24 protein-coding genes are annotated in these 24,863 nt (G+C 71.0%); 11 read left to right on the top strand and 13 right to left on the bottom strand.

Going from position 1 to position 24,863, the window contains the following annotated elements; genetic code table 11:
- Window positions 1-218 precede the first annotated feature (218 nt).
- From GXW74_RS18915 to GXW74_RS18900, 4 genes are all read left to right on the top strand, one after another.
- Window positions 219-815, top strand: a complete 597-nt coding sequence (locus GXW74_RS18915) for a TRAP transporter small permease (protein WP_246523653.1) — start codon at window positions 219-221, stop codon at window positions 813-815.
- Window positions 812-2,089 carry a TRAP transporter large permease gene (locus GXW74_RS18910; RefSeq protein ID WP_211848102.1) on the top strand — a complete coding sequence of 426 codons (1,278 nt, stop codon included), beginning with the start codon at window positions 812-814 and terminating at the stop codon, window positions 2,087-2,089. Before GXW74_RS18915 ends, GXW74_RS18910 begins: the two co-directional genes overlap by 4 nt.
- On the top strand, window positions 2,086-2,733 hold the full coding sequence (locus tag GXW74_RS18905) for a DNA-3-methyladenine glycosylase family protein (protein ID WP_338148274.1): 648 nt from the start codon (window positions 2,086-2,088) through the stop codon (window positions 2,731-2,733). The genes GXW74_RS18910 and GXW74_RS18905 overlap by 4 nt, the downstream gene beginning before the upstream one ends.
- Before the next feature lie 68 nt (window positions 2,734-2,801).
- A complete protein-coding gene (locus GXW74_RS18900) occupies window positions 2,802-3,668 on the top strand; it encodes a metallophosphoesterase (RefSeq protein WP_211848101.1) in 867 nt (288 codons plus the stop codon).
- A 334-nt stretch (window positions 3,669-4,002) separates the two neighbouring features.
- Here GXW74_RS18900 and GXW74_RS18895 read toward each other — a convergent pair whose 3' ends face one another.
- The 7 genes from GXW74_RS18895 to GXW74_RS18865 form a co-directional block, all read right to left on the bottom strand.
- Window positions 4,003-4,773 carry an alpha/beta fold hydrolase gene (locus GXW74_RS18895; RefSeq protein WP_211848100.1) on the bottom strand — a complete coding sequence of 257 codons (771 nt, stop codon included), beginning with the start codon at window positions 4,771-4,773 and terminating at the stop codon, window positions 4,003-4,005.
- A complete protein-coding gene (locus GXW74_RS18890) occupies window positions 4,770-5,627 on the bottom strand; it encodes a DMT family transporter (protein ID WP_211848099.1) in 858 nt (285 codons plus the stop codon). Before GXW74_RS18890 ends, GXW74_RS18895 begins: the two co-directional genes overlap by 4 nt.
- Window positions 5,628-5,733: 106 nt before the next feature.
- Entirely contained in the window at window positions 5,734-7,074 is a 1,341-nt protein-coding gene (locus GXW74_RS18885) for an NAD(P)H-dependent oxidoreductase (protein WP_211848098.1), read from the bottom strand.
- A 19-nt stretch (window positions 7,075-7,093) separates the two neighbouring features.
- Complete coding sequence (locus GXW74_RS18880; RefSeq protein ID WP_211848097.1) at window positions 7,094-7,279, bottom strand: hypothetical protein; 186 nt, start codon at window positions 7,277-7,279, stop codon at window positions 7,094-7,096.
- Between the two features lie 60 nt (window positions 7,280-7,339).
- Window positions 7,340-8,080, bottom strand: coding sequence for an SDR family NAD(P)-dependent oxidoreductase (locus GXW74_RS18875; RefSeq protein ID WP_211848096.1), 741 nt, complete (start codon window positions 8,078-8,080; stop codon window positions 7,340-7,342).
- A gap of 76 nt (window positions 8,081-8,156) precedes the next feature.
- Window positions 8,157-8,900, bottom strand: coding sequence for an SDR family oxidoreductase (locus GXW74_RS18870; RefSeq protein ID WP_211848095.1), 744 nt, complete (start codon window positions 8,898-8,900; stop codon window positions 8,157-8,159).
- 2 nt (window positions 8,901-8,902) lie between these two features.
- On the bottom strand, window positions 8,903-9,910 hold the full coding sequence (locus GXW74_RS18865) for an NAD(P)H-quinone oxidoreductase (protein WP_211848094.1): 1,008 nt from the start codon (window positions 9,908-9,910) through the stop codon (window positions 8,903-8,905).
- A 134-nt stretch (window positions 9,911-10,044) separates the two neighbouring features.
- On the opposite strand from GXW74_RS18865, the gene GXW74_RS18860 reads away from it, so the two are divergent.
- Genes GXW74_RS18860 through GXW74_RS18830 form a run of 7 tightly spaced genes read left to right on the top strand, consistent with a single transcriptional unit; the run spans window position 10,045 to window position 18,377 of the window.
- Window positions 10,045-11,271, top strand: a complete 1,227-nt coding sequence (locus GXW74_RS18860) for an ABC transporter substrate-binding protein (protein ID WP_211848093.1) — start codon at window positions 10,045-10,047, stop codon at window positions 11,269-11,271.
- A gap of 34 nt (window positions 11,272-11,305) precedes the next feature.
- Window positions 11,306-12,178, top strand: coding sequence for a branched-chain amino acid ABC transporter permease (locus tag GXW74_RS18855; RefSeq protein ID WP_211848092.1), 873 nt, complete (start codon window positions 11,306-11,308; stop codon window positions 12,176-12,178).
- Window positions 12,178-13,983, top strand: coding sequence for a branched-chain amino acid ABC transporter ATP-binding protein/permease (locus tag GXW74_RS18850; RefSeq protein WP_211848091.1), 1,806 nt, complete (start codon window positions 12,178-12,180; stop codon window positions 13,981-13,983). Before GXW74_RS18855 ends, GXW74_RS18850 begins: the two co-directional genes overlap by 1 nt.
- Window positions 13,970-14,674 (top strand): ABC transporter ATP-binding protein, encoded by a 705-nt coding sequence (locus tag GXW74_RS18845; protein WP_211848090.1) that lies wholly within the window; start codon window positions 13,970-13,972, stop codon window positions 14,672-14,674. Before GXW74_RS18850 ends, GXW74_RS18845 begins: the two co-directional genes overlap by 14 nt.
- Window positions 14,667-15,422, top strand: coding sequence for an SDR family NAD(P)-dependent oxidoreductase (locus GXW74_RS18840; protein ID WP_211848089.1), 756 nt, complete (start codon window positions 14,667-14,669; stop codon window positions 15,420-15,422). Before GXW74_RS18845 ends, GXW74_RS18840 begins: the two co-directional genes overlap by 8 nt.
- Window position 15,423: 1 nt before the next feature.
- Window positions 15,424-17,556 carry an alpha-ketoacid dehydrogenase subunit alpha/beta gene (locus tag GXW74_RS18835; protein WP_211848088.1) on the top strand — a complete coding sequence of 711 codons (2,133 nt, stop codon included), beginning with the start codon at window positions 15,424-15,426 and terminating at the stop codon, window positions 17,554-17,556.
- Window positions 17,556-18,377 (top strand): shikimate dehydrogenase family protein, encoded by an 822-nt coding sequence (locus tag GXW74_RS18830; protein ID WP_211848087.1) that lies wholly within the window; start codon window positions 17,556-17,558, stop codon window positions 18,375-18,377. The genes GXW74_RS18835 and GXW74_RS18830 overlap by 1 nt, the downstream gene beginning before the upstream one ends.
- Window positions 18,378-18,509: 132 nt before the next feature.
- Here GXW74_RS18830 and GXW74_RS18825 read toward each other — a convergent pair whose 3' ends face one another.
- The 6 genes from GXW74_RS18825 to ugpB all read right to left on the bottom strand — a co-directional run bounded on the left by GXW74_RS18825 (window position 18,510) and on the right by ugpB (window position 24,827).
- Window positions 18,510-19,478 (bottom strand): Bug family tripartite tricarboxylate transporter substrate binding protein, encoded by a 969-nt coding sequence (locus GXW74_RS18825; RefSeq protein WP_211848086.1) that lies wholly within the window; start codon window positions 19,476-19,478, stop codon window positions 18,510-18,512.
- Between the two features lie 75 nt (window positions 19,479-19,553).
- Window positions 19,554-20,531, bottom strand: a complete 978-nt coding sequence (locus GXW74_RS18820) for a Bug family tripartite tricarboxylate transporter substrate binding protein (protein ID WP_211848085.1) — start codon at window positions 20,529-20,531, stop codon at window positions 19,554-19,556.
- A 68-nt stretch (window positions 20,532-20,599) separates the two neighbouring features.
- Window positions 20,600-21,667, bottom strand: a complete 1,068-nt coding sequence (gene ugpC / locus GXW74_RS18815) for a sn-glycerol-3-phosphate ABC transporter ATP-binding protein UgpC (RefSeq protein WP_211848084.1) — start codon at window positions 21,665-21,667, stop codon at window positions 20,600-20,602.
- Window positions 21,668-21,671: 4 nt separating this feature from the next.
- On the bottom strand, window positions 21,672-22,568 hold the full coding sequence (ugpE, locus tag GXW74_RS18810) for a sn-glycerol-3-phosphate ABC transporter permease UgpE (RefSeq protein ID WP_456306988.1): 897 nt from the start codon (window positions 22,566-22,568) through the stop codon (window positions 21,672-21,674).
- Window positions 22,568-23,449, bottom strand: coding sequence for a sn-glycerol-3-phosphate ABC transporter permease UgpA (ugpA, locus tag GXW74_RS18805; protein WP_211848083.1), 882 nt, complete (start codon window positions 23,447-23,449; stop codon window positions 22,568-22,570). Before ugpA ends, ugpE begins: the two co-directional genes overlap by 1 nt.
- 28 nt (window positions 23,450-23,477) lie before the next feature.
- Window positions 23,478-24,827 carry a sn-glycerol-3-phosphate ABC transporter substrate-binding protein UgpB gene (gene ugpB / locus GXW74_RS18800; protein ID WP_211848082.1) on the bottom strand — a complete coding sequence of 450 codons (1,350 nt, stop codon included), beginning with the start codon at window positions 24,825-24,827 and terminating at the stop codon, window positions 23,478-23,480.
- Window positions 24,828-24,863 lie beyond the last annotated feature (36 nt).

The following is a 24,863-nucleotide window of genomic DNA, read 5'->3' as shown; positions in this document are numbered from 1 at the left end:
GGCGCAAGCCTCCGGTTTGCCTGGCTTCGCCGGACCACCGGCGGGCCGCATTCCGGATCCCCAGCCACGTTGCAGGACAACGTGGCTGGGTGCCCGTCGCGGCCTCGGCACGAGTCAGGAACTCGTGCCGCTGGTATGAGACCGGGGCGACCGCAGCCGGGTTGACCGGGGCGCGGTCCAGGGGGGACCGCGCCCCGCTTCGTGGAAGGGGGAGAGCGATGAACGCGATGAACCTGCTGCCGCTGCAGGTGACGGTGGCGGCGACGCTGCTGACCGTGGCGGCGGCGCTCTGGGCCGGGTCGGGGGACGGCGCGCGCGCCGGCCTGCGGCGGGCGATCCTGACGATCGACGGCGTCAGCACGGGCATCGCCGCCCTGCTGGCGAGCCTCGCGATGGCGGTCGCCGTCTTCGCCGGCCTCTGGCAGGTGGTGGCCCGCTTCGCCACCGAGACCCCCTCCATCTGGTCCGAGGCGCTGGTGCGCACGGCGCTGATCTGGATGGCCTTCCTTGGCCTCGCGGTGGCGCTGCGCGCCGGCGCGCTGGTCTCGATCGACGTGGCGCACCGCTATTCCTCCGGGGCGCTGCGGCGGGGGATCGAGGCGGCGGCGCTGGCGGCGAGCCTGTCCATGCTCGGCATCATGTTCTGGTTCGGGTGGGAGATGGCGAGGCGCGTGCAGTTCCAGGAGATGGCAGGGCTCGAGGTCTCGATGTCCTGGGGCTATGCGGCCATCCCCTTCGGGGCGGTCTTCGCGATGGTCGGCGCGGTGGCGCATTTCCTCGACCGGCGTTCCGAGGAACTGGAGGCCGCGGTATGAGCGGTGCCATGCTGACCGTGATGCTGGTGCTCTTCGCCGCCAGCATCCCGGTCGCCGTCGCCATCGGCATCGCCGCGGTGGTCGGCATCGCGGGCTTCACCTCCTTCCCGCTGATCGTCGCGGCGCAGCAGCTCTTCGTCGCGCTGGACAAGTTCCCGCTGGCGGCGATCCCGTTCTTCATCCTGGCAGGCAACCTGATGGATGTCGGCGGCATCTCCCGCCGGCTGGTGGAATTCGCACGCTCCATCGTCGGCGGCGTGCAGGGCGGGCTGGCGGCGACCTGCGTCGTCACCTGCATGATCTTCGCGGCGATCAGCGGGTCCTCGGTCGCCACCACCTTCGCCATCGGCACCATCATGATCCCGGCGCTGGCGCGCGGCGGCTACCCGATCGGCTTCGCGGCGGCGCTGCAGGCGACGGCGGCGGAACTCGGCGTCATCATCCCGCCGTCGATCCCGATGATCCTCTACGGCGTCACCACGCAGACCTCGATCCCGGAGCTGTTCATCGCCGGCTTCGGGCCGGGCTTCGTGATCGGCGGCGCGCTGATCGCGACGGTGTTGATCTGGTGCCGCATCACGGGCTGGGGCAAGCAGGACGGCGAAGGCCGCCTGCCCTTCCTGGCCGCGACGAAGCAGGCCGGCTTCGCGCTGGTCATGCCGGTGGTGGTCCTCGGCGGCATCTATGGCGGCATCACCACGCCGACCGAGGCCTCGGTCGTCGCCGTGGTCTACGCGCTGGTCGTGGGGATGTTCCTGCACCGGGAGATCGCGCTGCGCGACCTGCTTCCGATCTTCCGCAAATCGGTGATCAGCAGCGCCGTCATCATGTTCATCATCGCCTGCGCGGCGCTGTTCTCCTGGCTGCTGAACAGGCAGGGGGTGCCCGATGTCGCGGCGGAGTGGCTCGCGACCTCCTTCGACACGCCGGGCATGTACCTGCTGGTGGTGAACCTGTTCCTCTTCGTGGTGGGGATGTTCGTGGAGACCTCCGCCTCGATCATCGTGCTGGCGCCGATCCTCGCCGACGCGGCACAGAAGCTCGGCATCGACGGAGTGCATTTCGGCACGGTGATGGTGGTGAACCTGGCGCTCGGCATGATCACGCCGCCCTTCGGCGTGAACCTCTTCGCGGCGGCGCAGGTGGCGGGCTGCGGCGTGGACAAGATGATGCGCTACCTCGTGGTGTTCATCGCGGTGGTCTTCGCCTGCCTGATGGTCATCACCTACATCCCGGCCATCACGCTGATCCTGCCGCAGATGGTGTTCCGGTGAGCCTCGGCACGCCGGAAGCGCTGAAGCACCTCCGGCGCGACCCCGCGCTGAAGGCGGTGATCCGCCAGGTCGGGCCCTTCACGATGAAGCCGGCCCGGCGCCAGCCCTATGAGGCGCTGGTGCGCGCCATCGCCCACCAGCAGGTGCACGGGCGGGCGGCGGAGGCGATCCTCGGCCGCTTCCTGGCGTGCTGCGAGGGGCCCGGCTTCCCGGCGCCGGAGACGGTCCTCGCCCTGACGCCGGAAGCGATGCGCGCCTGCGGGCTGTCGGCGAACAAGGTGCTGGCGATCCGCGACATCGCGGAAAAGGCGGCGGCCGGCGTGGTGCCGACCCGGCAGGCGGCGCGGCGGCTGCCCGACGACGCGCTGATCGAACGCCTGGTGCCGCTGCGCGGCGTCGGGCGGTGGACAGTGGAAATGCTGCTGATCTTCACCCTCGGCCGGCCGGATGTGCTGCCGGTGGACGATTTCGGCGTGCGGGAAGGATATCGCGTCGCCGCCGGGCTGGACGAGCAGCCGAAGCCCCGCGCGCTGGCCGAGATCGGCGAGGCCTGGGCGCCGTTCCGCACCACGGCCGCCTGGTACCTCTGGCGCGCGGCGGACCTGCACAAGGAAGGGCGTTTCCGGCAGCCCAAGGCGATCTGACCGGCCCCGCCCCGGCGGCGCGCAGCTTCTGCCGCCAAGGCGCCATGATCGGGTGCAGTATGGCCGCCATGATCGGACGGCGTGGACTTCTCCTCGGCGCCGGCGGCCTGGCGGCAGCCGGCGTCGCCACCGGCGCCTATGGCTTCGGCGTGGAGCCCTTCCTGCGGCTGCACGTCCAGCGCCATGCGATCTCCCCGCAAGGCTGGCCGCAGGGGCTGTCGCTGCGCGTCGCCCAGCTGACGGACCTGCATGCCGGTGCGCCGATGATGGATGAGGCGCGCATCGAGCACATCGTCGAGGCGACCAACGCGCTGCGTCCCGACATCGTGCTGCTGGTGGGCGATTTCGGCGCTTCCTCGCCCTTCGTCACGCGCACCCTGCAGCAGGCCGAGGTCGCCCGGCTGCTGGCCCGGCTGCGTGCCCGGCACGGCGTCTATGCGGTGAACGGCAACCATGACTGGTGGGAGGACGCGGCCGCGCTGCACCGCGGTGGCGGCAGCACCATCATGGGCCGCGCCTTCGAGGCGGCCGGCATCCCGATGCTGTGCAATTCCGTGCTGCGGGCGGGCCCCGTACTGGTGGGCGGGCTCGATTCCTCCTGGGCCTTCGGCTGGAACCGCGGCGCGCACGACCTGCCGCGGCTGCTCGATCAGGTGCACGGCGATGCGCCGCTGCTGCTGATGGCGCACGAGCCGGATGTCTTCCCGACCGTGCCCCGGCGTGTCGCCGTCACCTTCAGCGGCCACACGCATGGCGGGCAGGTGCGGGTGCTCGGCTGGTCGCCGCGCATCCCGTCGCGCTACGGCAACCGCTATGCCTGGGGCCATGTCCGCGAGGACGGCCGCGACCTGGTGGTCTCGGGCGGGCTCGGCATCACGCGGCTGCCGGTGCGCTTCGGCGTCCCTCCGGAGATCACCCTGGTGGAGATCGGCTGATACCAGCGGCACGAGTCTATGACTCGTGCCGAGGCCGCGAATGCGGCCCGCCGGCAGTCCGGCGAAGCCAAGCAAACCGGAGGTTTGCGCCCGGCGCCTGAGGGCACGACAAGGCAGATACCAGCGGTCGCGAATAGCGGCCGCTGGTATGACCCCGGTCATGGGTTCCGAGGGCCTTTCGGCCCTCGGCGGGGGGTTGAGGGGGGCGGCGCCCCCCTCATGTCGGCCAGCCCGGTATGAGAGTCATGGTTTCGCGCGCCGCCGCCACACCAACCCTGCGCGCCGATACCGTTCGCCTTGCCGATCGCCGGATTACCGGGAAGGCTTGGCGGCATCAGCCGCCTTCGGCCAGGAAGGGCTCCAGCAATGCCAGGAATCCCGCCGGATTCTCCGCATGCACCCAATGCCCGGCCCCGGGCACGGTGACGAAGCGCGCGCGCGGAAACAGGGTACGGAACAGCGCGTGGTGCTCGGGCCGGATGTAGCCCGACCTCTCCCCGCCCATCACCAGCACCGGCCCGTCGAAGCGCGCGCCCGGGGGGGCGCTGAAGTCCTCGATCTCCGGCATGGCCGCCGCGATCTCCGCGAGGCCCAGCCGCCAATCCGGCGCGTCTGCCTCGAAACGCAGGTTCTGCAGCAGGAAGGCGCGGATGCCGGCCTCGGGCACGGCGGCGGTGAGCGCCGCGTCGGCGTCCTTGCGCGTCAGCCCGGCACGCAGCGGCACTGCCTGCATGGCCTCGACATAGCCACGCAGGGCCGGCGGGTAGCGCACCGGCGAAATGTCGGCGACGACCAGGCGCTCGACCCGGCCGGGATGCGCCAGCGCGAAGGCCATCGCCGCCTTGCCGCCCATGGAATGGCCGAGCACCGCGGCGCGGACGATGCCGGCGGCGTCCAGCGTCTCGGCGATGTCGTCGGCCATGGCGGCATAGGTCATGGCGGCCGCGCGGGCGGAGGCGCCGTGGTTGCGCAGGTCCGGCGTCAGCACCCGGAAGCGCGGCGCCAGCGCGCGGCGGATCGCCCCCCAGTTCTGCCCGCTGCCGAACAGGCCGTGCAGCAGCAGCAGCGGCGGGCCCTCCCCCGCTTCGGTGCTCGCGAGGATCATTCGCGCGAGGCCAGCGCCACGGAGGCGACGATCAGCGCACCGCCGGTCGCCATGTCCCAGCCGATCGGCTCGCCGAGCCAGAGCGTGCTGACCAGCACGCCGAAGGCCGGCACCAGCAGGAAGGCGACGGAGGCGACGGCGCCGGGCAGCCGGCGGCCGACCTCGATGACGCACCAGGTGCCGATCGGCGCCACGATCAGCCCGATGTAGAGCATGTAGGGCCAGGACGGGCCGGCGATGCCGCCCTGCGGCTCCAGCGCGATCGCGAAGGGCAGGATCAGCAGCGTCGCCAGGCCGAAGCACCAGGGCAGCAGTTCGAAGACCGGCGTGCGCGGCGGCCATTTGCGCGTGGCGACGATGGCCAGCGTCCAGAACAGCGCGGCAAGCACCAGCATCAGATGGCCGACCACCTCGGTGCGATCGGTCCAGTCCACCGCCCAGGGGCCGGCGAGCGCGGCGACGCCGGCGAGGCCGAGCCCCGCCGCGACCCAGCGATGCGGCGGCACCTTCTCCCCCAGCACCAGCACCGAGAGCGGGATCAGCCAATAGGTGACGACGGCGGAGATGATGGCGGTGCGCCCGGCCTGCACCAGCGCCACCGCCGCATGGGCGAGGACGAAGAAGGCGCCGAGCTGCAGCAGGCCGAGGGCGAGCACCGCCGGCATGTCCGCCCGCCGCGGCAGCCGGAGCCGCCCGAGCAGGGCGAGCAGCAGCGCGGAAACCAGCGCCGCGAGTCCCGCCCGCCCGACCGCGAACCACATCGGCGTCGCATGCGCGAGCGCCGCCTTGGTCACGGGCCAGGCGCCGCCGAACAGAAGGATGGCGACGACCAGGAGATGGAAGGCTGATCGCATGGCGGCGGCGGCGAGGTCCCGGTCGTTGGCGTGAACCGTGTCTCGACCCGGCTCCTCCGCAAATTTGAGCGGAAATTCCACTTCCTGGAAAGGCGTAACCGCTTCGTCAGCCGCCGCAGCTCGTGACCATTTCCGTACGGATCCTGACCGCATCCAGCGCCGGGTCCGGGGGGGCGTCCTCGATGGTGAGGATGGCGCCCTCCGGCACGTCGCGCGTCAGGCGAATGCCGTGGGCGAGGCCGATCGGCAGCGCCCCCATCGCGCGCGACCGCGCGGCCGGGATGCACTTGCCCCAGGCGCAGGCGCCGCCTTCGCCGTCCAGCACCTCGCCCGCCCTGAGCGGACGCTTGGCCACCGCGACCACATCGCCGCGCCAGGCTTCCGATCCGCCGGTCGGTTCCCGGCGCAGCGCCGCCGAGGCGATGGAGACGCCGAGTTCGAGCCCGATGAAGTGGTAGGGCCGCCACAGCGCAGCGTAGCGGCCGGAGGGGTCGGTGGCGACGCCGTACTCGGTGAAGCAGCGGCGCGCGTATTCGGTCTCGCCCTCGAACACAACGAAGACGCCCCAGCGGAGGTTGTCGGCAATCTCGGTGCCGTCGCGGCGGACCGAGGAGACGACCTCCACCATGCCCTTGCGCGGCAGGATGCCGCCCTCGTTGTGCGGCCGCAGCACGGAGGGGAGTTCGGCGGTGCCGGCGGGCGGGAAGAGCAGCCCGTCCATCGGCGGCTCGAGCCCGGTGGCATTGGCGATCGCCGCCATCTCGATGGCCGATTTGGTGCCGTCGAGGAAGGAGTTGAACATCTGCGGGTTCATCCCCCCCGCCTTCGCCTGTTCCTCGGTCAGGCCGTAGAAGCCCCAGACGGTGGCCGGCGTGCTGGCATGGTAATGCGGCAGGTACTTCGTCCCCTTGCCGGCGGCGACCACCTTGAAGCCGCCGGTGCGCAGCGTGTCGACCATCTCGCAGACCAGCGCCGGCTGGTCGCCATAGGCCATGGAGTAGACCACGCCGGCGCGCGCGGCCTCCTGCGCCAGCAGGGGACCTGCGAGCACGTCGGCCTCCACGTTCACCATCACCACGTGCTTGCCGTGGGCGATGGCGGCGCGGGCGTGGCGCAGGCCGGCGGCGGGGTCGCCGGTGCATTCCACCACCACCTCGACACGCGGGTCGGCGATCAGCGCCATGGCGTCCTGCGTCAGGTGGGTGGCGCCGCTGCGCATCGCCTGGTCCAGCGAGGCGGCGTCGTAGGACCCGTCCGGCCAGTGGATGCGCGCCAGCGCGGCCCGCGCGCGTGGGATGGAAAGGTCGGCGATGCCGAGGACGTGCATGCCCGGCGTGGTGCGCGCCTGGTGCAGGAACATGGAGCCGAACTTGCCGGCGCCGATCTGGGCGATGCGGATGGGGCGGCCCTGGTCGGCGCGCTTCAGCAGCAGGCGATGCAGGTTCACGGCAGGTCGGTCCGTTCGGTCATGAAGGGGAATGCCAGCGGCGCGGGCCGTGGCCCGGCAGGCGGCCGCGGCGGAGCAGGATCAGTGCCGCGCCGGTGAGCGCCAGCACCGCGCCGCCGGCGGCGAAGGCCCGCCCGCCGCCGCGCGGCAGGCGCGCGACGAGGATGGCGAACAGCAGGGCGGCGAGGAGCAGCGCGAGGAACATCGGAGCCTTTCCGTCCGGCGGGCCGAGGCAGGCTGTCGCGCCCGTCCCGGCCAAGCCGCGTCAGTCCATGTAGAGCCCGCCATTGATGTGGATGGTCTCGCCGGTGACGAAGGCGGCGGCGTCGGAGGCGAGGAAGGCGATGACCGAGGCGACCTCCTCCGGCGTGCCGAAGCGCTTCATCGGCGTCGCCGCGATCAGCGCAGCGCCGTTGTGCGCCATGATGGCCTCGGTCATCGGCGTCGCGATGATGCCCGGGGAGACGCAGTTGGCGCGGATGCCGCGCGGGCTGAGCTCGTGCACCAGGGAGCGCGTGAAGGCCAGCACGGCAGCCTTGCACGCCGCGTAGTGGGCGTGCCGGACCGAGCCGCGATGACCGGCCATGGAGGCGATGTTCACCACCGAGCCGCCATGGCGGATCACCGGCATCGCCGCGCGGCAGGCGTAGAAGACGCCGTCGAGGTTGACGCCGATGGTGCGGCGCCAGTCCTCGTCGGACATGGCGGGCACTTCCTGCTCGACATAGAGCCCGGCGCCGGTGATGAGGGTGTCGATGCCGCCGAACTCGCGGCCGGCGAGGGCGACGGCCTCGTCGACCTCCTCGCGGTTGGTGACGTCCACCCGGGCGGTGAGGATGCGGCCCTCGGCGGCCGGCAGGGATGTCGCGAAATCCTCGAGCGCCGCGGGGTCGAGGTCGGTCAGCACCAGATGCGCGCCGAGCCGGCGGAAGAGCGCCGCAGTGGCGCGCGGGATGCCGCCATTCGCGCCGGTCAGCAGCGCGACCTTGCCTGTCAGCTCGAACATCTTCATCCCCCTTGCCGTGCGCGCGCCCCGCTGACCGCGAGCCGAAGGCCCGCCGCGCGGACCGGGACGCGCATCATCATGTCATCATCCATCCGCCGGCGACGTCGAGGGTCTGGCCGGTGACGAATTCCGCATCCGGTCCGGTGAGGAAACAGACGGCGCGCGCCACTTCCTCCGGCGTGCCGAGGCGGCGCAGCGGCGTCTCCGCCACCACCTGCGCGTTGGTCGCGCCGCCGGCGACCGCGACCATCGGCGTCGCGATGCGACCGGGCGCAATGGCGTTCACCGTGATGCCGTGCGGGCCGAGCTCGCCCGCCAGGTGCCGCGTCAGGCCGATCAGCGCCGCCTTGGTCGCGGCGTAGTGGCAGGCGACGATCGGGGTATAGGCCTTCCCGGCGATCGAGGACTGGTTGACGATCCATCCCCGCCGCCGCGCCACCATCCCCGGCGTGAGGCGACGGATCAGGTTCCAGGCGCCGGTCAGGTTCACCGCCAGCACGCGGTCCCATTCGGCCGGGTCCATCTCCTGCACCGGCGCGGCACGGCCGTCGTGCTTGGGGCTGATGCCGGCGTTGTTGACCAGGATGTCGACCGGGCCGAGTTCCGCTTCCACCCGCGCGCAGGCGGCATCCACCGAAGCGCGGTCGGCGACGTCGCAGGCGAGCGTGAAGCCGGGGGCGGCGGCGGCCAGCCCGGGGTCGGCCTCCAGCGCCGCGACCTTCGCGCCACGGGCGGCGAGCCCGGCCGCGATCGCGGCGCCGATGCCGCGCCCGGCGCCGGTGACGATGGCGACGCGGCCCTGATGCGTCGCGGTGGCCATGGTCAGGCCGCCACCGTCAGCATGATCTTGCCGATATGCTCGCTGCTCTCCATCAGGCGATGCGCCGCGGCGGCCTCGGCGAGCGGGAAGCTGCGGTAGATCTCCGGCCCGCATTTGCCCTGCGCGAGCAGCGGCCAGACCTTGGCTTCGAGGGCGGCGGCAAGCTCACCCTTCTGCGCCGTGGTGCGCGGGCGCATGGTGCTGCCGGTGACGGTCAGGCGCCTGAGCATGATCGGGCGCAGATCCACCGCATCCGCCTGGTGGCCGCCGAGGAAGGCGATCAGCACCAGCCGCCCGTCCCAGGCGAGGCTGCGCAGGTTGCGCTGGAAATAGGCCGCGCCGACCATGTCGAGGATGACGTCGACGCCCGCCTTGTCGGTCAGGCGGCGCACTTCCTCGGCGAAGTCCTGGGTCCTGTAGTTGATCGCGGCATCGGCGCCGAACCGCCGGCTGGCCTCGCATTTCGCGTCGCTGCCGGCGGTGGCGAAGACGCGCGCGCCGAAGGCCTTGGCGAGCTGGATGGCGGTGACGCCGATGCCGGAGGTGCCGCCATGGATCAGCACCGTCTCGCCCGCCTGCATGCGGCCATGGCCGAAGAGATTGGCCCAGACGGTGAAATAGGTCTCGGGCAGGGCGGCGGCGCGCGTCGCGTCGTAGCCCGCGGGCCAGGGCAGCGTCTGCGCCTCTGGTGCGGTGCAGTATTCGGCGTAGGCGCCGCCATTGGTCAGGGCGCAGACCTTGTCGCCGGACCTGTAGCGGGTGACGGCGGCGCCGGTGGCGACGACCTCCCCCGCGCATTCGAGGCCGATGATCGGGCTCGCACCCGGCGGCGGCGGGTAGGAACCGCTGCGCTGCTGCACGTCCGGCCGGTTCACGCCGGCGACCATGACGCGGATCAGCACCTCATCCGGCTGCGGCGCCGGCAGCGGGCCGCGCGCGGGCACCAGCACCTCCGGTCCGCCGCCCGCGCCGTGCGCGATATAGGTCATCTCCTGCGGCAGGCCGGCCATGGCTGCGTTTCCCCTTGCGTGACGAGCGACCATTCTCCGCCAGCCCCCCGCGCGTCAAGGCGGGCGCGGCGGGCTTGCCAGGGCGCGCGCGGGCGGAGAACATCCGTTTCAATTCGAGATACCGGAGGAAGGTCATGGTCACCACCCGTCGCCGCCCGCTGCTGGCGGGGTTCGCCGCCGCTGCTGCCGCCCCCCGAATCGCCTCCGCCCAGGGAGGCGAGATCAAGTTCGGCGCGCTCTATCCCTTCTCCGGCGGCCTGGCGCTGCTCGGCGACGAGAGCTTCCGCGGCCTGGAAGTGGCGGTGGAGGAGCGCAACGGCGCCGGCGGCGTGCTCGGCCGCCAGATCCGCCTGGCGAAGGGCGACGCGGTGGACCAGAACCAGGCGATCGGCGAGGTCCGCCGCCTGATGAGCGTGGAGCGCGTGGCCGCGGTGTTCGGCACCTATGCCTCCCCGCTGAGCTTCGCAGCGACGCAGGTGACCGAGCTGCAGGGAGTGCCCTATTTCGAGATGGGCGCGATCTCCGACCCGATCACCGAGCGCGGCTTCCGCTACGTCTTCCGCACCTGCCCGCGGTCGTCCGATTTCGGCGTGGCGACGGTCGGCGCGGTGGCGGATGCGCTGGCGCCGGCCTATGGCGTCGATCCCAAAAGCCTGAAGATCGCCATCCTGCACGAGGATGCGCTCTACGGGCAGACGGTGAGCGGCTTCCAGGAACAGCAGATCCGCCAGCGCGGACTGACCCAGGTGGAGAAGCTCGCCTACTCGGCGCGGTCAGTGGACCTCTCCTCCGTCATCCAGCGGCTGCGCGGCGTGAACGCCGACATCGTGCTGCACACCGGCTACCAGAACGACATCGTGCTGTTCTTCCGCGGCATGCAGGAGGCGAACTGGAAGCCGCGCATGGTGATCGGTTCGGGCGCCGGCTATTCGCTGACCGACACGGCGCGCGCCGTCGGCCCCGCCTTCGAGGGCGTGATGAACGTGGACTTCACCCAGTTCGCGGTGAACGAGCAGTACGCGCCGGGCGTCTCCGCCTTCGTCGAGCTGTACAAGCGGCGCTACGGCTCCGACCCGCGCTCGGGGCATTCGCTCGCCAACTACTTCGGCGGGCGGGTCTATCTGGACGCCGTCCAGCGGGCCGGGTCCACCGACAAGGACCGCATCCGCACCGCGGTGCTGGCGACGGACGTGGCGGAAGGCACGACGCCGACCGGCTGGGGCGTGCGCTTCGACGAGAAGGGCCAGAACACGCGCGTGCGGCCCTTCCTGCTGCAGTGGCAGGGCGGGCGGCAGGTCACCGTCTACCCGGCGCAGGCCGCGGTGACGCAGCTCCGCCCGCAGATGGGCGCGGCAGGCTGAGAAGGGGGCGGCTCCGGCCGCCCTTTTTCGCATCATGGACATCCTCCTCCAGCTCATCGCCAATGGTGTGCTGCTCGGCGGCGTCTTCGCGCTGATCAGCATCGGGTTGACCCTCATCTTCGGCATCGTGCGCGTGGTGAACTTCGCGCATGGGGAGCTGCTGATGGTCGGGCTCTACGCCACCTGGATCATGGCGACGCAATTCGGCCTGCACCCCTACGTCGCGGCGCTGCCGCTGGCGGTGGCGTTCTTCTTCCTCGGCGCGCTGATGCAGCGGGCGATCATCCAGCCGCTGATGAACGCCGACCCGCACATCCAGATCTTCGCCACCGTCGGCGTCGGCACGGCGCTGGCGAACGCGGCGCTGATGATCTTCTCCGCCGACCTGCGCAGCGTGGACCTGCCGTGGGCGCGGCAGGCCACGGACCTGTTCGGGCTGGCGAGCGTGTCGCGCGGCAACCTCGTGGCCTTCGCCGTGTCCTTCGTCGCGACCGGCGCGCTGATCGCCTTCCTGAACCGGACGCATCTCGGCCGCGCCATCCGCGCCGTGGCGCAGAACCGCTACGCCGCGCCGCTGATGGGCATCGACGTCAACCGCATCTACGCCATCACCTTCGGCATCGGCGCGGGCTGCGTCGGGCTCGCGGCCGCGGTGCTGGCGCCGCTCTATCCGGCCTTCCCGACCGTGGGCTCCTTCTTCGTGCTGACCGCCTTCGTGGTGGTGGTGCTCGGCGGCATGGGCAGCCTGGAAGGGGCGGTGGTCGGCGCGCTGATCATCGGGCTGGTGGAGAGCCTGGCCGGCTACTACGTCGCGCCGGACCTCAAGGAGGTCGTCTACTTCGTCATCTTCCTGGGCATCCTGATCGTCCGCCCCGCGGGGCTCTTCGGCGTGCGGGGGAACGAGTGATGCGGCTGGCGCTTTCCTTCGGCGGCCTCGCCGCGCTTTTCGCCCTGCCCTTCTGGCTGATCCCGGCGATCGACCCGGAAGGCTCGGGCTTCTGGCAGCACATCTTCGTCACCATCTTCGTCTTCGCGGCGATGGCCTGCGCGTGGAACATCCTCGGCGGCTTCGCGGGACAGCTCTCGCTCGGCCAGACGATCTTCTACGGCATCGGCGGCTATGCCGGCGCGATGCTGAACCAGCATTTCGGGCTGATCCCGTGGCTCGGCGGCATCGCGGGGGCGGCGGTCTCGGTCGCCATCGCGGTCGCCATCGCCTGGCCATGCCTCCGGCTGCGCGGGCCGTTCTTCACGCTCTCCACCATCGCCTTCCTGGAGGTGATCCGGCTGCTGGCGATCCACTTCAAGGATTTCACCGGCGGCTCCGCGGGGCTGCCGGTGCCGATGTTCGTCGGCACCGAGATGCGCATCGGCTGGGCCTGGATGCTGTTCCGCGACAAGGAGAACTACCTGATCATCGCCTTCGGCCTGCTGGTGGTCTGCCTCGCGGCATCCTGGGCCGTGCGCAATTCGCGCCTCGGCTTCTACCTGGTGGCGGTGCGGGAGAGGGAGGACGCGGCGCGCGCCGTCGGCGTCAACGCGACCGCGGTGAAGCTGGCGGCCTTCGCGATCTCCGCCGGCCTGACCTCGCTGGTCGGCACCTTTCACGGCATCTACCTGAACTTCATCGACCCGGAGACGATGTTCTCCCTGCCGACGGCGATCCAGGTGGCGATGTTCGCGCTGATCGGCGGCCTCGGCACCGTCACGGGCCCGATCTGGGGTACGCTGCTGGTGGTGCCGATCGCCGAGGCCGCGCGCGGCTGGCTGGGCGCCGCGGCGAACGGGCTGCACGGCCTGGTCTATGGCCTCGTGCTGGTGGCGGTGGTGCTGACCATGCCGAAAGGGCTGGTGGGCTCGATCGGGCCCTGGCTGAAGCGGCGGCTCGGCGGTGCGGCGGAGGCGGACACCGCAGCGCGCATCGAAGCCCCCGAAGCCGCGGCACCTGGGGAGGAACGGCCGCCGGTCGGCGAGCCGCTGCTCGAAGCACGCAATCTGACGAAGAGGTTCGGCGGGCTCGTGGCGACCAACGACGTCTCCGTCACGCTGCGCGAGGGCGAGGTGCTCGGCGTCATCGGGCCGAACGGCGCGGGCAAGACGACGCTGTTCAACCTGCTCTCGGGCTTCCTGGCGCCGAGCGCCGGCGGCGTGAAGGTCCGGCTGCCCGACGGATCCTGGGTCTCGCCCGGTTCGCCGCATGGCTTCGCGGCGGCGGGCGTGGCGCGTACCTTCCAGATCGTGCAGCCCTTCACCGGGCTGAGCGTGCGGGAGAACATCATGCTCGGCGCCTTCCACGGCACGCGCAGCGCGGTGGAAGCGCGGCGCATCGCCGAGGAAGTGGCGGCAACCGTCGGGCTGACCGGGCTGCTGGACGCGGAGGCGCGCAGCCTGACCGTCGGCGGCGCCAAGCGCCTGGAGGTGGCGCGCGCGCTCGCGATGAAGCCGCGCGTGCTGCTGCTGGACGAGGTGATGGCCGGCCTCAACCCGGCCGACGTGCAGCAGGCGGTGGAACTCATCAAGCGGGTGCGCGATTCCGGCGTCTCGGTCATCGCCATCGAGCACGTCATGGCGGCGGTGATGGCGCTGTCGGACCACATCGTGGTGATCAATTCCGGGAAGCTGATCGCGGAGGGCCCACCCTCCGAGATCGCGCGCAACCCGGCGGTGATCGAGGCCTATCTCGGCGAGGAGTACGCCCATGCTGCGGCTTGAGGGCCTCCGCGCCGGCTACGGGCCGGTGACGGTGCTGCAGGATGTCTCGCTGGAAGTGAATGCCGGCGAGGTCGTCACCATCGTCGGCGGCAACGGTGCGGGCAAGACGACGACGCTGCGCGCCATCTGCGGGCTGCTCAGGCCGACCGGCGGGCGCATCACCGTGGACGGCAGGGACACGGCGGGGCTGAGCCCGCCGGCGATCGTCGACCTCGGCATCACCATGGTGCCGGAAGGGCGGCAGCTCTTCCCCTTCATGACGGTGCGCGAGAACCTGATGCTCGGCGCCTACAAGCCGGCGGCGCGCGCACGCATCGACGAGCGGATGGAGGAGGTGCTGGCGCTGTTCCCGCGCGTGCGGGAGAGGCTGTCGCAGATGGCCGGATCGCTGTCGGGCGGCGAGCAGCAGATGGTCGCCATCGCCCGCGGCATGATGGCCAACCCGCGGCTGCTGATGTTCGACGAACCGTCGCTCGGCCTCGCGCCGCTGATCGTCAAGCAGGTCTTCGAGATCGTGGACCGCGTGGTCGCGAGCGGGACGACGGTGCTGATCGTCGAGCAGAACATCGTCCACACGCTGCAGATCGCGACGCGCGGCTATGTGCTGGAGAACGGCCAGGTGGTGATGAGCGACACCGGACCCGCCCTGCTCAAGGACCCGCATGTGAAGCGGGCCTATCTCGGTGTCTGAGCCGGCCTCCCCGCTGCCGCCGCCGGGCACGCGGGTGCTCGTGACCGGCGGCGCGCGGGGGATCGGGCGCACGGTCGCGGATGGCTTCGCCGCGCGTGGCGCGCGGGTGTGCATCCTGGACCGGGATGCGGTGCCGGATCCGCCGAAGGAATGGCTCTGCATCGCCGGCAACGTCGCGGATGCCGGCGAGGTCGAAGCCGCCTTCGCGGCGATGGATGCGGCCTGGGGCGGGGTGGACGTCGCGCTCGCCAATGCCGGCTTCTCGATGAACACGCCGACGCTGGATCTGGACGTCGCGGACTGGCGGCGCACGATCGATGTGAACCTGACCGGCGCCTTCCTGACGGCCCAGGCCGCCGGCCGGCGGATGGTGCGCGACGGGGCCGGGCTGATCCTGTTCACATCGAGCCTCTACGGCACCATCGGCGGGGCGGAGCGCGCGGCCTATTGCGCGACCAAGGCGGCGGTCGCGAACCTCGCGCGCGCGCTCGCCTGCGAATGGGGGCCGCGCGGCGTGCGGGTGAATGCGCTGGCGCCCGGCTATACGGAGACGACCCTGGTCAGCGACCTCGTCGCGCGCGGCCGGCTCGATCCCGCCTCGCTGACGGCGCGCGCGCCGCTGCGCCGGCTCGTGCGGCCGGAGGAGGTGGCGGCGATGGCCTGCTTCCTCGCCTCCCCCGCCGCCGGGGCGATCACCGGCGCCATTCTGCCGGTGGACGCCGGATGGACCGCGAACGGAGCGCCGTGACATGCCGGTGACGACCCCGCTCAACCCCGCCGCGCCCTGCCTCCGGCTCGCGACGACGCCCGCCGACTGGGAGGCGCTGACGCCCGACGCGGCACGCAGCATGTGGTGGTCCATGCAGGCCATCCGCTCCTTCGAGGAAGCGGTGCTGCGGCTGGCGTCGGAGGCGCTGGTGCACGGACCGGCGCATTCCTCCATCGGCCAGGAGGGCGGCGCGACGGGGGCGATCTTCGCGCTGAAGCCGGGTGACCAGATCAATGGCAGCCATCGCGGCCATCACCAGTTCCTCGCCAAGGCGCTGCGCCATGTCGGCGCGACCGATGCGGTGACGCCCGAGGCGCGCGGCGTGCTGCGCCAGGCGCTGGCGGAGATCATGGGGCTTTCCCCCGGCTGGTCGGGCGGGCGCGGCGGGTCGATGCATCTGCGCTGGGCCGAGGCCGGGTGCCTCGGCACCAATGCGATCGTCGGCGGCGGCGTGCCGCTCGCGGCCGGTGCGGCGGCAGCGATGAAGTTCGCGGGCACCGACAACGTCGCGGTGACATTCCTCGGCGACGGCGCGACCAATATCGGTGCGGCGCTGGAGACGATGAACCTCGCCGCGGCCTGGTCGCTGCCGATGGTGTTCTTCCTCGAGAACAACCTCTACGCGGTGTCGACGACGGTTGCGGAAAGCACCCGCGAACCGCGGCTCGTGGCACGCGGCATGGGCTTCGGCATCCCCTCCTGGCAGGTGGACGGGATGGACCCGCTGGCGGTGAAGCTGGCGATGGAGCAGGCGGTGGCGCTCTGCCGCGAAGGCCGCGGCCCGGCGCTGATCGAGGCGGAATGCTACCGCTTCTTCCACCAGAACGGGCCGCTGCCCGGTTCCGCCTTCGGCTATCGCACGAAGGAGGAGGAAGCGGCCTGGCGCGCGCGCGACCCGATCCCGCTGCTGGAGAAGCGCCTGCCTCAGGCAAAGACCACGCAGATGCGGGCGGAGATCGAAGCGGCGATGGCCGAGATCGTCGCCGAGTTCACCGAGCCCGCCGGCAATGCCCGCCGCATCCGCCCCGCCCTGTGGCCCGACCCGGCGAGCAAGGACATGCATATCCGCGGCGACCTGTCGGAGCTCGCCGGCACGCGCACGGCGTTCCGCGGCCGCGTGGTCCAGCGGAAATTCATCGACTGCGTGTCGGAGGTGATGCACCGGCGCATGGCGGCGGACCCGCGCATCATCGTCATGGGCGAGGACATCCACCGCCTGCGCGGCGGCACCAACGGCGCGACGCGCGGGCTGGCGGAGGCCTTCCCGGGCCGCATCCTCGGCACGCCGATCGCAGAGGCCGCCTTCATGGGCCTCGCCGGCGGCATGGCGATGGATGGGCGGTTCCGGCCGGTGGTCGAGTTCATGTACCCGGATTTCCTCTGGGTCGCAGCGGACCAGGTGTTCAACCAGGCGGCCAAGGCGCGCCACATGTTCGGCGGCACGGCGAAGGCGCCGCTGGTGCTGCGCACCAAGGTCGCGATCGGCACCGGCTACGGCAGCCAGCATTCGATGGACCCGGCCGGCATCTTCGCGACCGCACCGGGATGGCGGATCGTGGCACCCGCCACGCCCTACGACTATGTCGGCCTGATGAATGCGGCGCTGGCCTGCGACGACCCGGTGCTCGTGCTGGAACACGTGGCACTCTACCAGAGCGAGGGCGACGCGCCGGAGGAGGATTGGGACTACGCCATCCCGATCGGTTCGGCGAAGACGGTGCGGCGCGGCAAGGCGGTGACCGTTGCGACCTACCTCAACATGGTGTCGCAATCCGTCGCCGCGGCGGAAGCGACCGGCGTGGATGCGGAGGTGATCGACCTGCGCACGCTGGACCGTGCCAGCCTCGACTGGGCGGCGGTGGAAGCGAGCGTGAGGCGCACCGGCGCGCTGATCGTGGTGGAGGAAGGCGCGCAGGGCCCGTCCTGGGGCGGCTGGTTCGCCGACGCGGCGCAGCGCAGGCTGTTCGACTGGCTCGATGCGCCGGTCGCGCGCGTCACGGGCGGCGAGGCGAGCCCGACCATCAGCAAGGTGCTCGAACACGCCGCGCGTGCGACGCAGGTAGATGTGGAGGCCGCACTGCTGGCCATGGAGCGCGAACGCGGGAGGCGCTGATGCAGACGCGCGCATCGATCTCGGGGCAGACCGCGATCACCGTCATCCTCGCCCATCCGGTCGCGCATGTGCGCGCGCCGCAGGCGATGAACGCGCATTACGACGCACTCGGCTATGACGGCGTGCTGGTGCCGCTGCAGGTGCTGCCGGAGGACCTCGCGACCGTCGTCGCCGGGTTGCGGCGGTTGCGGAACCTGCGCGGCATCGTCGTGACCGTGCCGCACAAGGAGGCGATCGCGTCCCTCTGCGACGAGCTGACGGCAGACGCGCGCCAGGTCGGCGCGGTGAACGTCATCCGCCGTGAGGAGGACGGAAGACTGACCGGCGGGCAGTTCGACGGGGAAGGCTTCGTCGCCGGACTGCGCGGCGCGGGGCACGAGGTCACCGGCCGCGCGGTGTTCATGGCCGGCGCGGGCGGCGCGGCGGCGGGCCTCGCCTTCGCCCTTGCGCGGCATGGCGCGCGACGGCTGACCATCCACAACCGCACGGCGGCGAAGGCCGAGGAACTCGCCGCGCGGGTCCGCGCCGCCTATCCCGCCTGCGACACGCGCGCCGGCGGCGCCGATCCGTCAGGCCACGACATCGTGGCGAATGCGACATCGCTCGGCATGCACGAGGGCGATGCGCTGCCGCTGGAGGTGGCGCGTCTCGCGCCGCCCATGCTGGCGGCGGAGGTCATCATGGCGCCGGAAGTGACGCCGTTCCTCGCCGAGGCCGCAAAGCGCGGTTGCGCGACCCATGGCGGCAAGCCGATGCTTACCGCCCAGATCGCGCTGCTCGCGCGCTTCATGGGCGCGATCGCTGTTCCTTGCGATCGCTGACGCGATGCGGCCCGCCGGTGGTCCGGCGAAGCGAAGCAGACCGGAGGTTTGCGCCCGGCGCCTGAGGGCACGAAACGGCCGATGCCAGCGGTCGCGAATAGCGGCCGCTGGTATGAGGGATCGAGCGAACGCTCAATCCGTGCGGATGCCTGCCTCGCGGATGATGCTCTCCCACTTGGTCCGCTCCGCCTCCATCCAGGCGGCGGCGCGGGCGGGGGAGGTGTCGGGCTCGATCCGCATCGCCAGGTCCGCCAGGCGGCGCTGCACCCCGGCATCCGCGGCGACCTTGCCGAAGGCCTGGGCGGCGGCATCCACCACCGGCGCGGGCGTGCCGGACGGCGCCAGAACCATGTGCCAGGTATAGGCCTCGAGGCCGGGGAAGCCGGCCTCTGCCGTGGTCGGCACGTCGGGAAGCTGCGGCAGGCGCTGGCTGTCCATCACCGCCAGGGCGCGGGTCTCGCCGCGCTGCACGAAGGGCAGCGTGGTGGTGGCGACGTCCACGATGATGGGGATGGTGCCGTTCAGCACGTCCGGCATGGCGGCCGCCGTGCCGCGATAGGGCACGTGGTTGGCGCGGACGCCGGCGCGGCGCAGCAGAAGTTCGGTCGCGAGGTGCAGGGCGCCGCCATTGCCGCTGCTCGCGTAGTCGTGCCTGCCGGGCTCGGCGCGCAGCTTGGCGACCAGCTCCTGCAGGGTGCGCGCCGGGAAGTCCTTGTTCACCGTGATCACCATCGGGATCACGCCGATCAGCGAGACGGGGGTGAAATCGGCCACCGGATCGAAGGGCAGGCGCGGGAAGAGCGCGCGCAGCACCGAATGGGCGACCGTGGTGTAGAGAAAGGTCTGGCCGTCCTTCGGCGCCTTGGCGACGGCATCGGTGCCGACCACGACGCCGGCGCCGGTGCGGTTCTCGACGATGACGCGCTGGGGCAGGGTCTTGGACAGCTCGTCAGCGAAGAGCCGGGCGGGAATGTCGGTCGGGCCGCCGGCCGCGAAGGGAACCACCAGGCGCACCGGCTGGCTCGGCCAGCCCTGGGCGCGCGCGGCAACGGGGGCGAGGGCCGCGGCAGCGCCGAGGCCCAGCAGGTGACGACGGTTCATGTGCATTCTCCCGAACGTTCGGACGCATGGACCAAGCCTCGGCATGCGTCAACCGCTCCATCCGGGAGCGGCCGTTCAGCTCGGCCGGATGCCCGCCCCGCGGATGACGGGCGTCCATTTTGCCGTCTCGCTGGCCAGGAAGCGCGCCGCGCTCTCCGGGGTGCTGTCGGTGGTGACGTTCATCGTCATCTGCGCCAGCCGTGCCTGCACCGCCGGGATCGCCAGGGCCCGGTTGAAGCCGGCGTTGATCGCCCGCACCACCGGCATGGGCGTGCCCGCGGGCACCATCGCCATGTGCCAGGTGTAGCATTCGAACTCCGGCACGCCGCCCTCGATGAAGGTCGGGATGTCGGGCGCATAGGGCATGCGCGTGCGGGTGCTGATGGCGAGCGGACGCAGCTCGCCGCGCTGGATGTAGGGCAGCGCGCCGGCGGCGACGTCGAAGATCATCGGGATGCGCCCGGCCAGCACCTCCGGCATCGCGGCCGAGGAACCGCGGAAGGAGATGTGGTTCACCCGCAGCCCGCCCGCCATGTGCAGGAACAGCTCGGTGCCGAGATGCACCGCGCCGCCATTGCCCGAGGAGGCGTAGTCATACTTGCCCGGGTTGTCGCGCAGCAGTCTGATCAGGTCCGGCAGGGTCCGCGCGGGGAAATCCTTGTTCACCAGCAGGATCATCGGGATCTGGCCGATGAAGGCGGCGGGCGTGAAATCCGCCATCGGGTCGAAGGGCAGGTTCTCGAACAGCCCCGGAAGATAGGCGTGGCCGACCGTGGTGTAGAGGATGGTATGCCCATCCTTCGGCGCCTTGGCGACCACGTCGGTGCCGATCAGCACGCCGGAGCCGGTGCGGTTCTCGACCACGAGGCGATGCGGCAGGAACTTCGACATCTCGTCCGCGAGCAGGCGGGCGGGGATGTCGGTGGGCCCGCCGGCGGCGAAGGGCACGACGATGCGGCCCGGCTGGGTCGGCCAGACCGGCGCCTGGGCGCGCACGGCGAAGGGCGCGAGAGCGCCGGCGGCTCCAATGCCGAGGACGTGACGACGATTCATGGCTGCCTATTCCTCCCGTGTTCTTGCCGCGTATCTGGGAGGCCGGCGCCGGACGCGTCAATGGGTGCTCAGGCTGGATCGAGGCGCTTTCCGCCTTCCCCGTCGAAGACATGCAGGGCGGCGAGATCGGGCGCGACGCGCAGACCCTCCCCGGGGACACCGCCCGGCAGGCGCGCGGTCAGCGCGGTGCCGTCCGGCAGCCGGCCATGCACGACAGTCTCCGAGCCGAGCGGCTCGGCGAGCTCGACGCCAAGCGGCAGGCCGTCCGCGCCGTCGGGCAGCAGGTGTTCCGGGCGGATGCCCAGCGTGACGGCGCGCCCTTCCCCGCCCGGCCGCGCGCCGTCGGCGAAGCGCCACACCGCGCCGCCGCCGAGCCGCGCCGCGGCGCCACCCTCGGTCAGCGTGGCGGGCAGGAAGTTCATCGCCGGGCTGCCGATGAAGGAGGCGACGTAGGTGTCGGCCGGGCGCGACCAGACCTCCATCGGCGTGCCGACCTGGGCCGCGCGCCCTTCGTGCATCACCACCAGCCGATCGCCGAGCGTCATCGCCTCCACCTGGTCGTGGGTGACGAAAAGCGAGGTGACCGACAGACGCTTCTGCAGCCGGCGGATCTCGGCACGCATCTGCACGCGCAGCTTGGCGTCGAGGTTCGACAGCGGCTCGTCGAAGAGGAACAGCTTGGGGTGGCGCACGATGGCGCGGCCCATGGCGACGCGCTGGCGCTGACCGCCCGACAACTGGCGCGGCTTGCGGTCGAGCAGTTGGCCGATCGACAGCAGGGCGGCGGCTTCCTCGACGCGGGCACGGATCTCCGCCTTGGGCAGGCCGCGAATCTTGAGGCCGTAGGCCATGTTGTCGAAGACCGACATGTGCGGATAGAGCGCGTAGGTCTGGAACACCATGGCGATGTCGCGGTCGGCGGGCTCCAGCGGGGTGACGTCGCGGCCCTCGATCAGCACCCGGCCGGAGCTCGGCGTCTCCAGCCCCGCGACGATGCGCAGCAGGGTGGACTTGCCGCAGCCGGAGGCGCCGACGATCACCACCATCTCGCCGTCCGCGACCGCGAGGTCGATGCCGTGCAGTACGTTGGTCGCGCCGAAGGCCTTGGTCACACCCTGGATGTCGAGGCTCGCCACGCGGCTACTTCTCCGTCTCGGTCAGGCCCTTGATGAACCAGCGCTGCAACAGCACCACGACGGCGACCGGCGGCAGCAGGGCGAAGACCGCGGTGGCCATGATGAGGTTCCACTCGTTCTGCGTGTCGCCGATGCCGATCATCTTGGTCAGGCCGACGATGATGGTCTCGAGGTCGCGGTTCGACACCATCAGCAGCGGCCAGAGATACTGGTTCCAGCCATAGATGAAGAGGATGACGAAGAGCGCGGCGATATTGGTCACCGAGAGCGGCAGCACCACGTCCTTGAGGAAACGCAGCGGACCGGCGCCGTCCACCTTGGCGGCCTCGACATACTCGTCGGGGATGGTGAGGAAGAACTGGCGGAACAGCAGCGTGGCGGTGGCCGAGGCGATGAGCGGCAGGGTCAGGCCGGTCATGCTGTCGATCAGCGAGAGATCGGTCATCACCTGGAAGGTCGGGATGATGCGCACCTCGACCGGCAGCATCAGGGTGATGAAGATCATCCAGAAGAAGACCATGCGCAGCGGGAAGGAGAAGAACACCACCGCGAAGGCCGAGAGCAGCGAGATGGCGATCTTCCCGCAGGCGATCAGCAGCGCCATGACCAGGCTGTTGAGCAGCATGGTGCTGGCCGGCACGGCGAAGGTGTTGCGCCCGCCGCCGCCCTGGAACCAGGCGGTCGTATAGTTGTGAAGGGCCTCGCCGCCCGGCAGCAGCGGCACGTCGCCGCGGCCGATCGTGTCGGTGTCGTGCGTGGACCCGACGATGGTGATCCAGATCGGCAGGGCGAAGACGGCAACCCCGAGGACCAGGGCGAGATGCGTCAGCATCCGCTCGCGCGCGCGGCGGCGGCGGGAAGCGGCGGCAAGCGCCTCGACGTCGATGGCCGCACCCGACATCAGTAGTGGACCCGGCGTTCGATGAAGCGGAACTGGATGGCCGTCAGGGCGATGACGATGATCATCAGGATCACGCTCTGCGCGGCGGAGGAACCGAGGTTGAGGTTCTGCACGCCATCGACATAGACCTTGTAGATCAGCGTCTCGGTCGCATTGCCGGGCCCGCCGCGCGTCAGCGCGTGGATGATGCCGAAGGTGTCGAAGAAGGCGTAGACCAGGTTCACCACCAGCAGGAAGAAGGCGGTGGGCGAGAGCAGCGGGAAGACCACCGTCCAGAAGCGGCGCATCGGCCGTGCCCCGTCGATCGCCGCGGCTTCCAGCACCGAACTCGGGATCGACTGCAGCCCGGCGAGGAAGAAGATGAAGTTGTAGGAAACCTGCTTCCACGCCGCGGCGATGATCACCATCGCCATCGCCTGCCCGCCATTCACCCGGTAGTCCCATTCGATGCCGAGCGCACCGAAGCCGCGGCCGACGAGGCCGATCGAGGGGTGGAAGATGAACAGCCACAGCACCGCGGCGAGCGCGGGAGCGACCGCATAGGGCCAGATGAGCAGGGTCTTGTAGACGCCCGCGCCGCGGATCTGCTTGTCGGCCTGGACCGCGAGGAACAAGGCCGCGCCGAGCGCCAGCGCCGCGACCGAGGAGGCGAAGATGACGGTGTTCCAGGCGGCGTTGAGGTAGATCGGGTCGTGGAAGAGGTCGAGGAAGTTCTCGAAGGCGACGAATTCGGTGCGCAGGCCGAAGGCGTCCTGGCGCAGCGTCGATTGCCAGACCGCCATGCCGGCCGGCCAGAAGAAGAAGACCAGCGTCACCGCCATCTGCGGCATCAGCAGCAGATAGGGCAGCGCGGCGCCGCGGAAGATGACCTTCTTTCTCAATCAAGCCTCCGCGGCGCCGCGCCTGTCATCAGCCGCGGTTGGCGCGCTCGAAGTTGCGCAGCACCTGGTTGCCGCGGTTGGTCGCGTTCACCAGCGCCTGCTGGGCCGTCTGCTGGCCCTGGAAGGAGCGCTCGAGCTCTTCCTCCATGATGGTGCGGATCTCGACGAAGCCGCCCAGGCGGATGCCGCGGCTGTTGTCGGTCAGCGTGCCGCCGCCGCGCAGGAGCTGCTCGATCGGCACGTCCGCGCCGGGATTGTCGCGGTAGAAGCCGCGGTCGCGCGCGAGGGCGTAGGAGGCGCGGCGCACCGGGACATAGCCCGTGTCCATGTGCCACTGCGCGTCCACCTCGGGGTTGCTGAGGTACTTGAAGAACTCGGCGACGCCCTGGAACTCGTCGCGGGAACGCCCGCCGCCGGCGGCCGGACCCTTGTTCATCACCCAGAGGCTGGCGCCGCCGATGATGCTGTTGATCGGCGCGTTCGGCGTGCCCTGGTAGTAGGGCAGCATCGCCACGCCCCAGTTGAAGCGCGCTTCCCGCTGCACCCGGGCGCGGAAGCCGGAGGAGGTGAACATGATCGCCGCCTCCCCGTTCGGGAAGGCGGGCTCGCCGGCGTTGTTGCGGCCGCCGTAGCGGAACATCCCGTCACGCTGCCAATCCACCAGCGCGGCCATGTGGCGCTGCACCAGCGGGTTGTTGATGCGCAGTTCCGTGCCGAGCCCGCCGAAGCCGTTCGCCAGGGTGGCGAGGGGGATGTCGTGGATGGCGGAGAAGTTCTCGATCTGCGCCCAGGTGAGCCAGGCGGTGCTCATCGGCACGGCGGTGCCGCCGCCGGCCTTCAGCTTGGGCAGGATCTCGGCGACACCCTGCCAGGTTTCCGGGAACTTGTCGGGATCGACGCCGGCACGGCGGAAAGCGTCCTTGTTGTACCAGACGACGGTGGTCGAGCTGTTGAAGGGCATCGACATCATCCGCCCGTCCGACAGGCTGTAGTAGCCGCGCACGCCGGGCAGGTAGTCGTTGAAGTCGATCTCGATGCCGGTCTCGGCCAGCAGCTCGTGCACCGGCTTCACCGCGCGGCCGGCGGCCATCATGGTGCCGGTGCCGACCTCGAACATCTGGACGATGTGCGGCGCATTGCCGGCACGGAAGGCGGCGATCGCGGCGACCATCGTCTCCGGGTAGGAGCCGCGGAAGGTCGGCACGACCTTGAAGCGGGTCTGGGTCGCGTTGAAGTCGGTGGCGCGCTTTTCCAGCAGCCCGCCGAGGGGATTGGCGAGGCCGTGCCAGAACTGGATCTCGATGGGCTGGGACTGGCCCAGCGCGGGCGCGGCGACGCCAAGGGACATCGCCCCGGTCAGCAATGTACGACGGTGCATCGGGTCGTCCTCTCCCGTTGTGGCGACGCGGCGGCT

The sequence above is a fragment of the Neoroseomonas eburnea genome (assembly GCF_018129005.1).
Taxonomy (GTDB): domain Bacteria; phylum Pseudomonadota; class Alphaproteobacteria; order Acetobacterales; family Acetobacteraceae; genus Neoroseomonas; species Neoroseomonas eburnea.
This window is presented reverse-complemented; position numbering and strand designations above follow the sequence as displayed.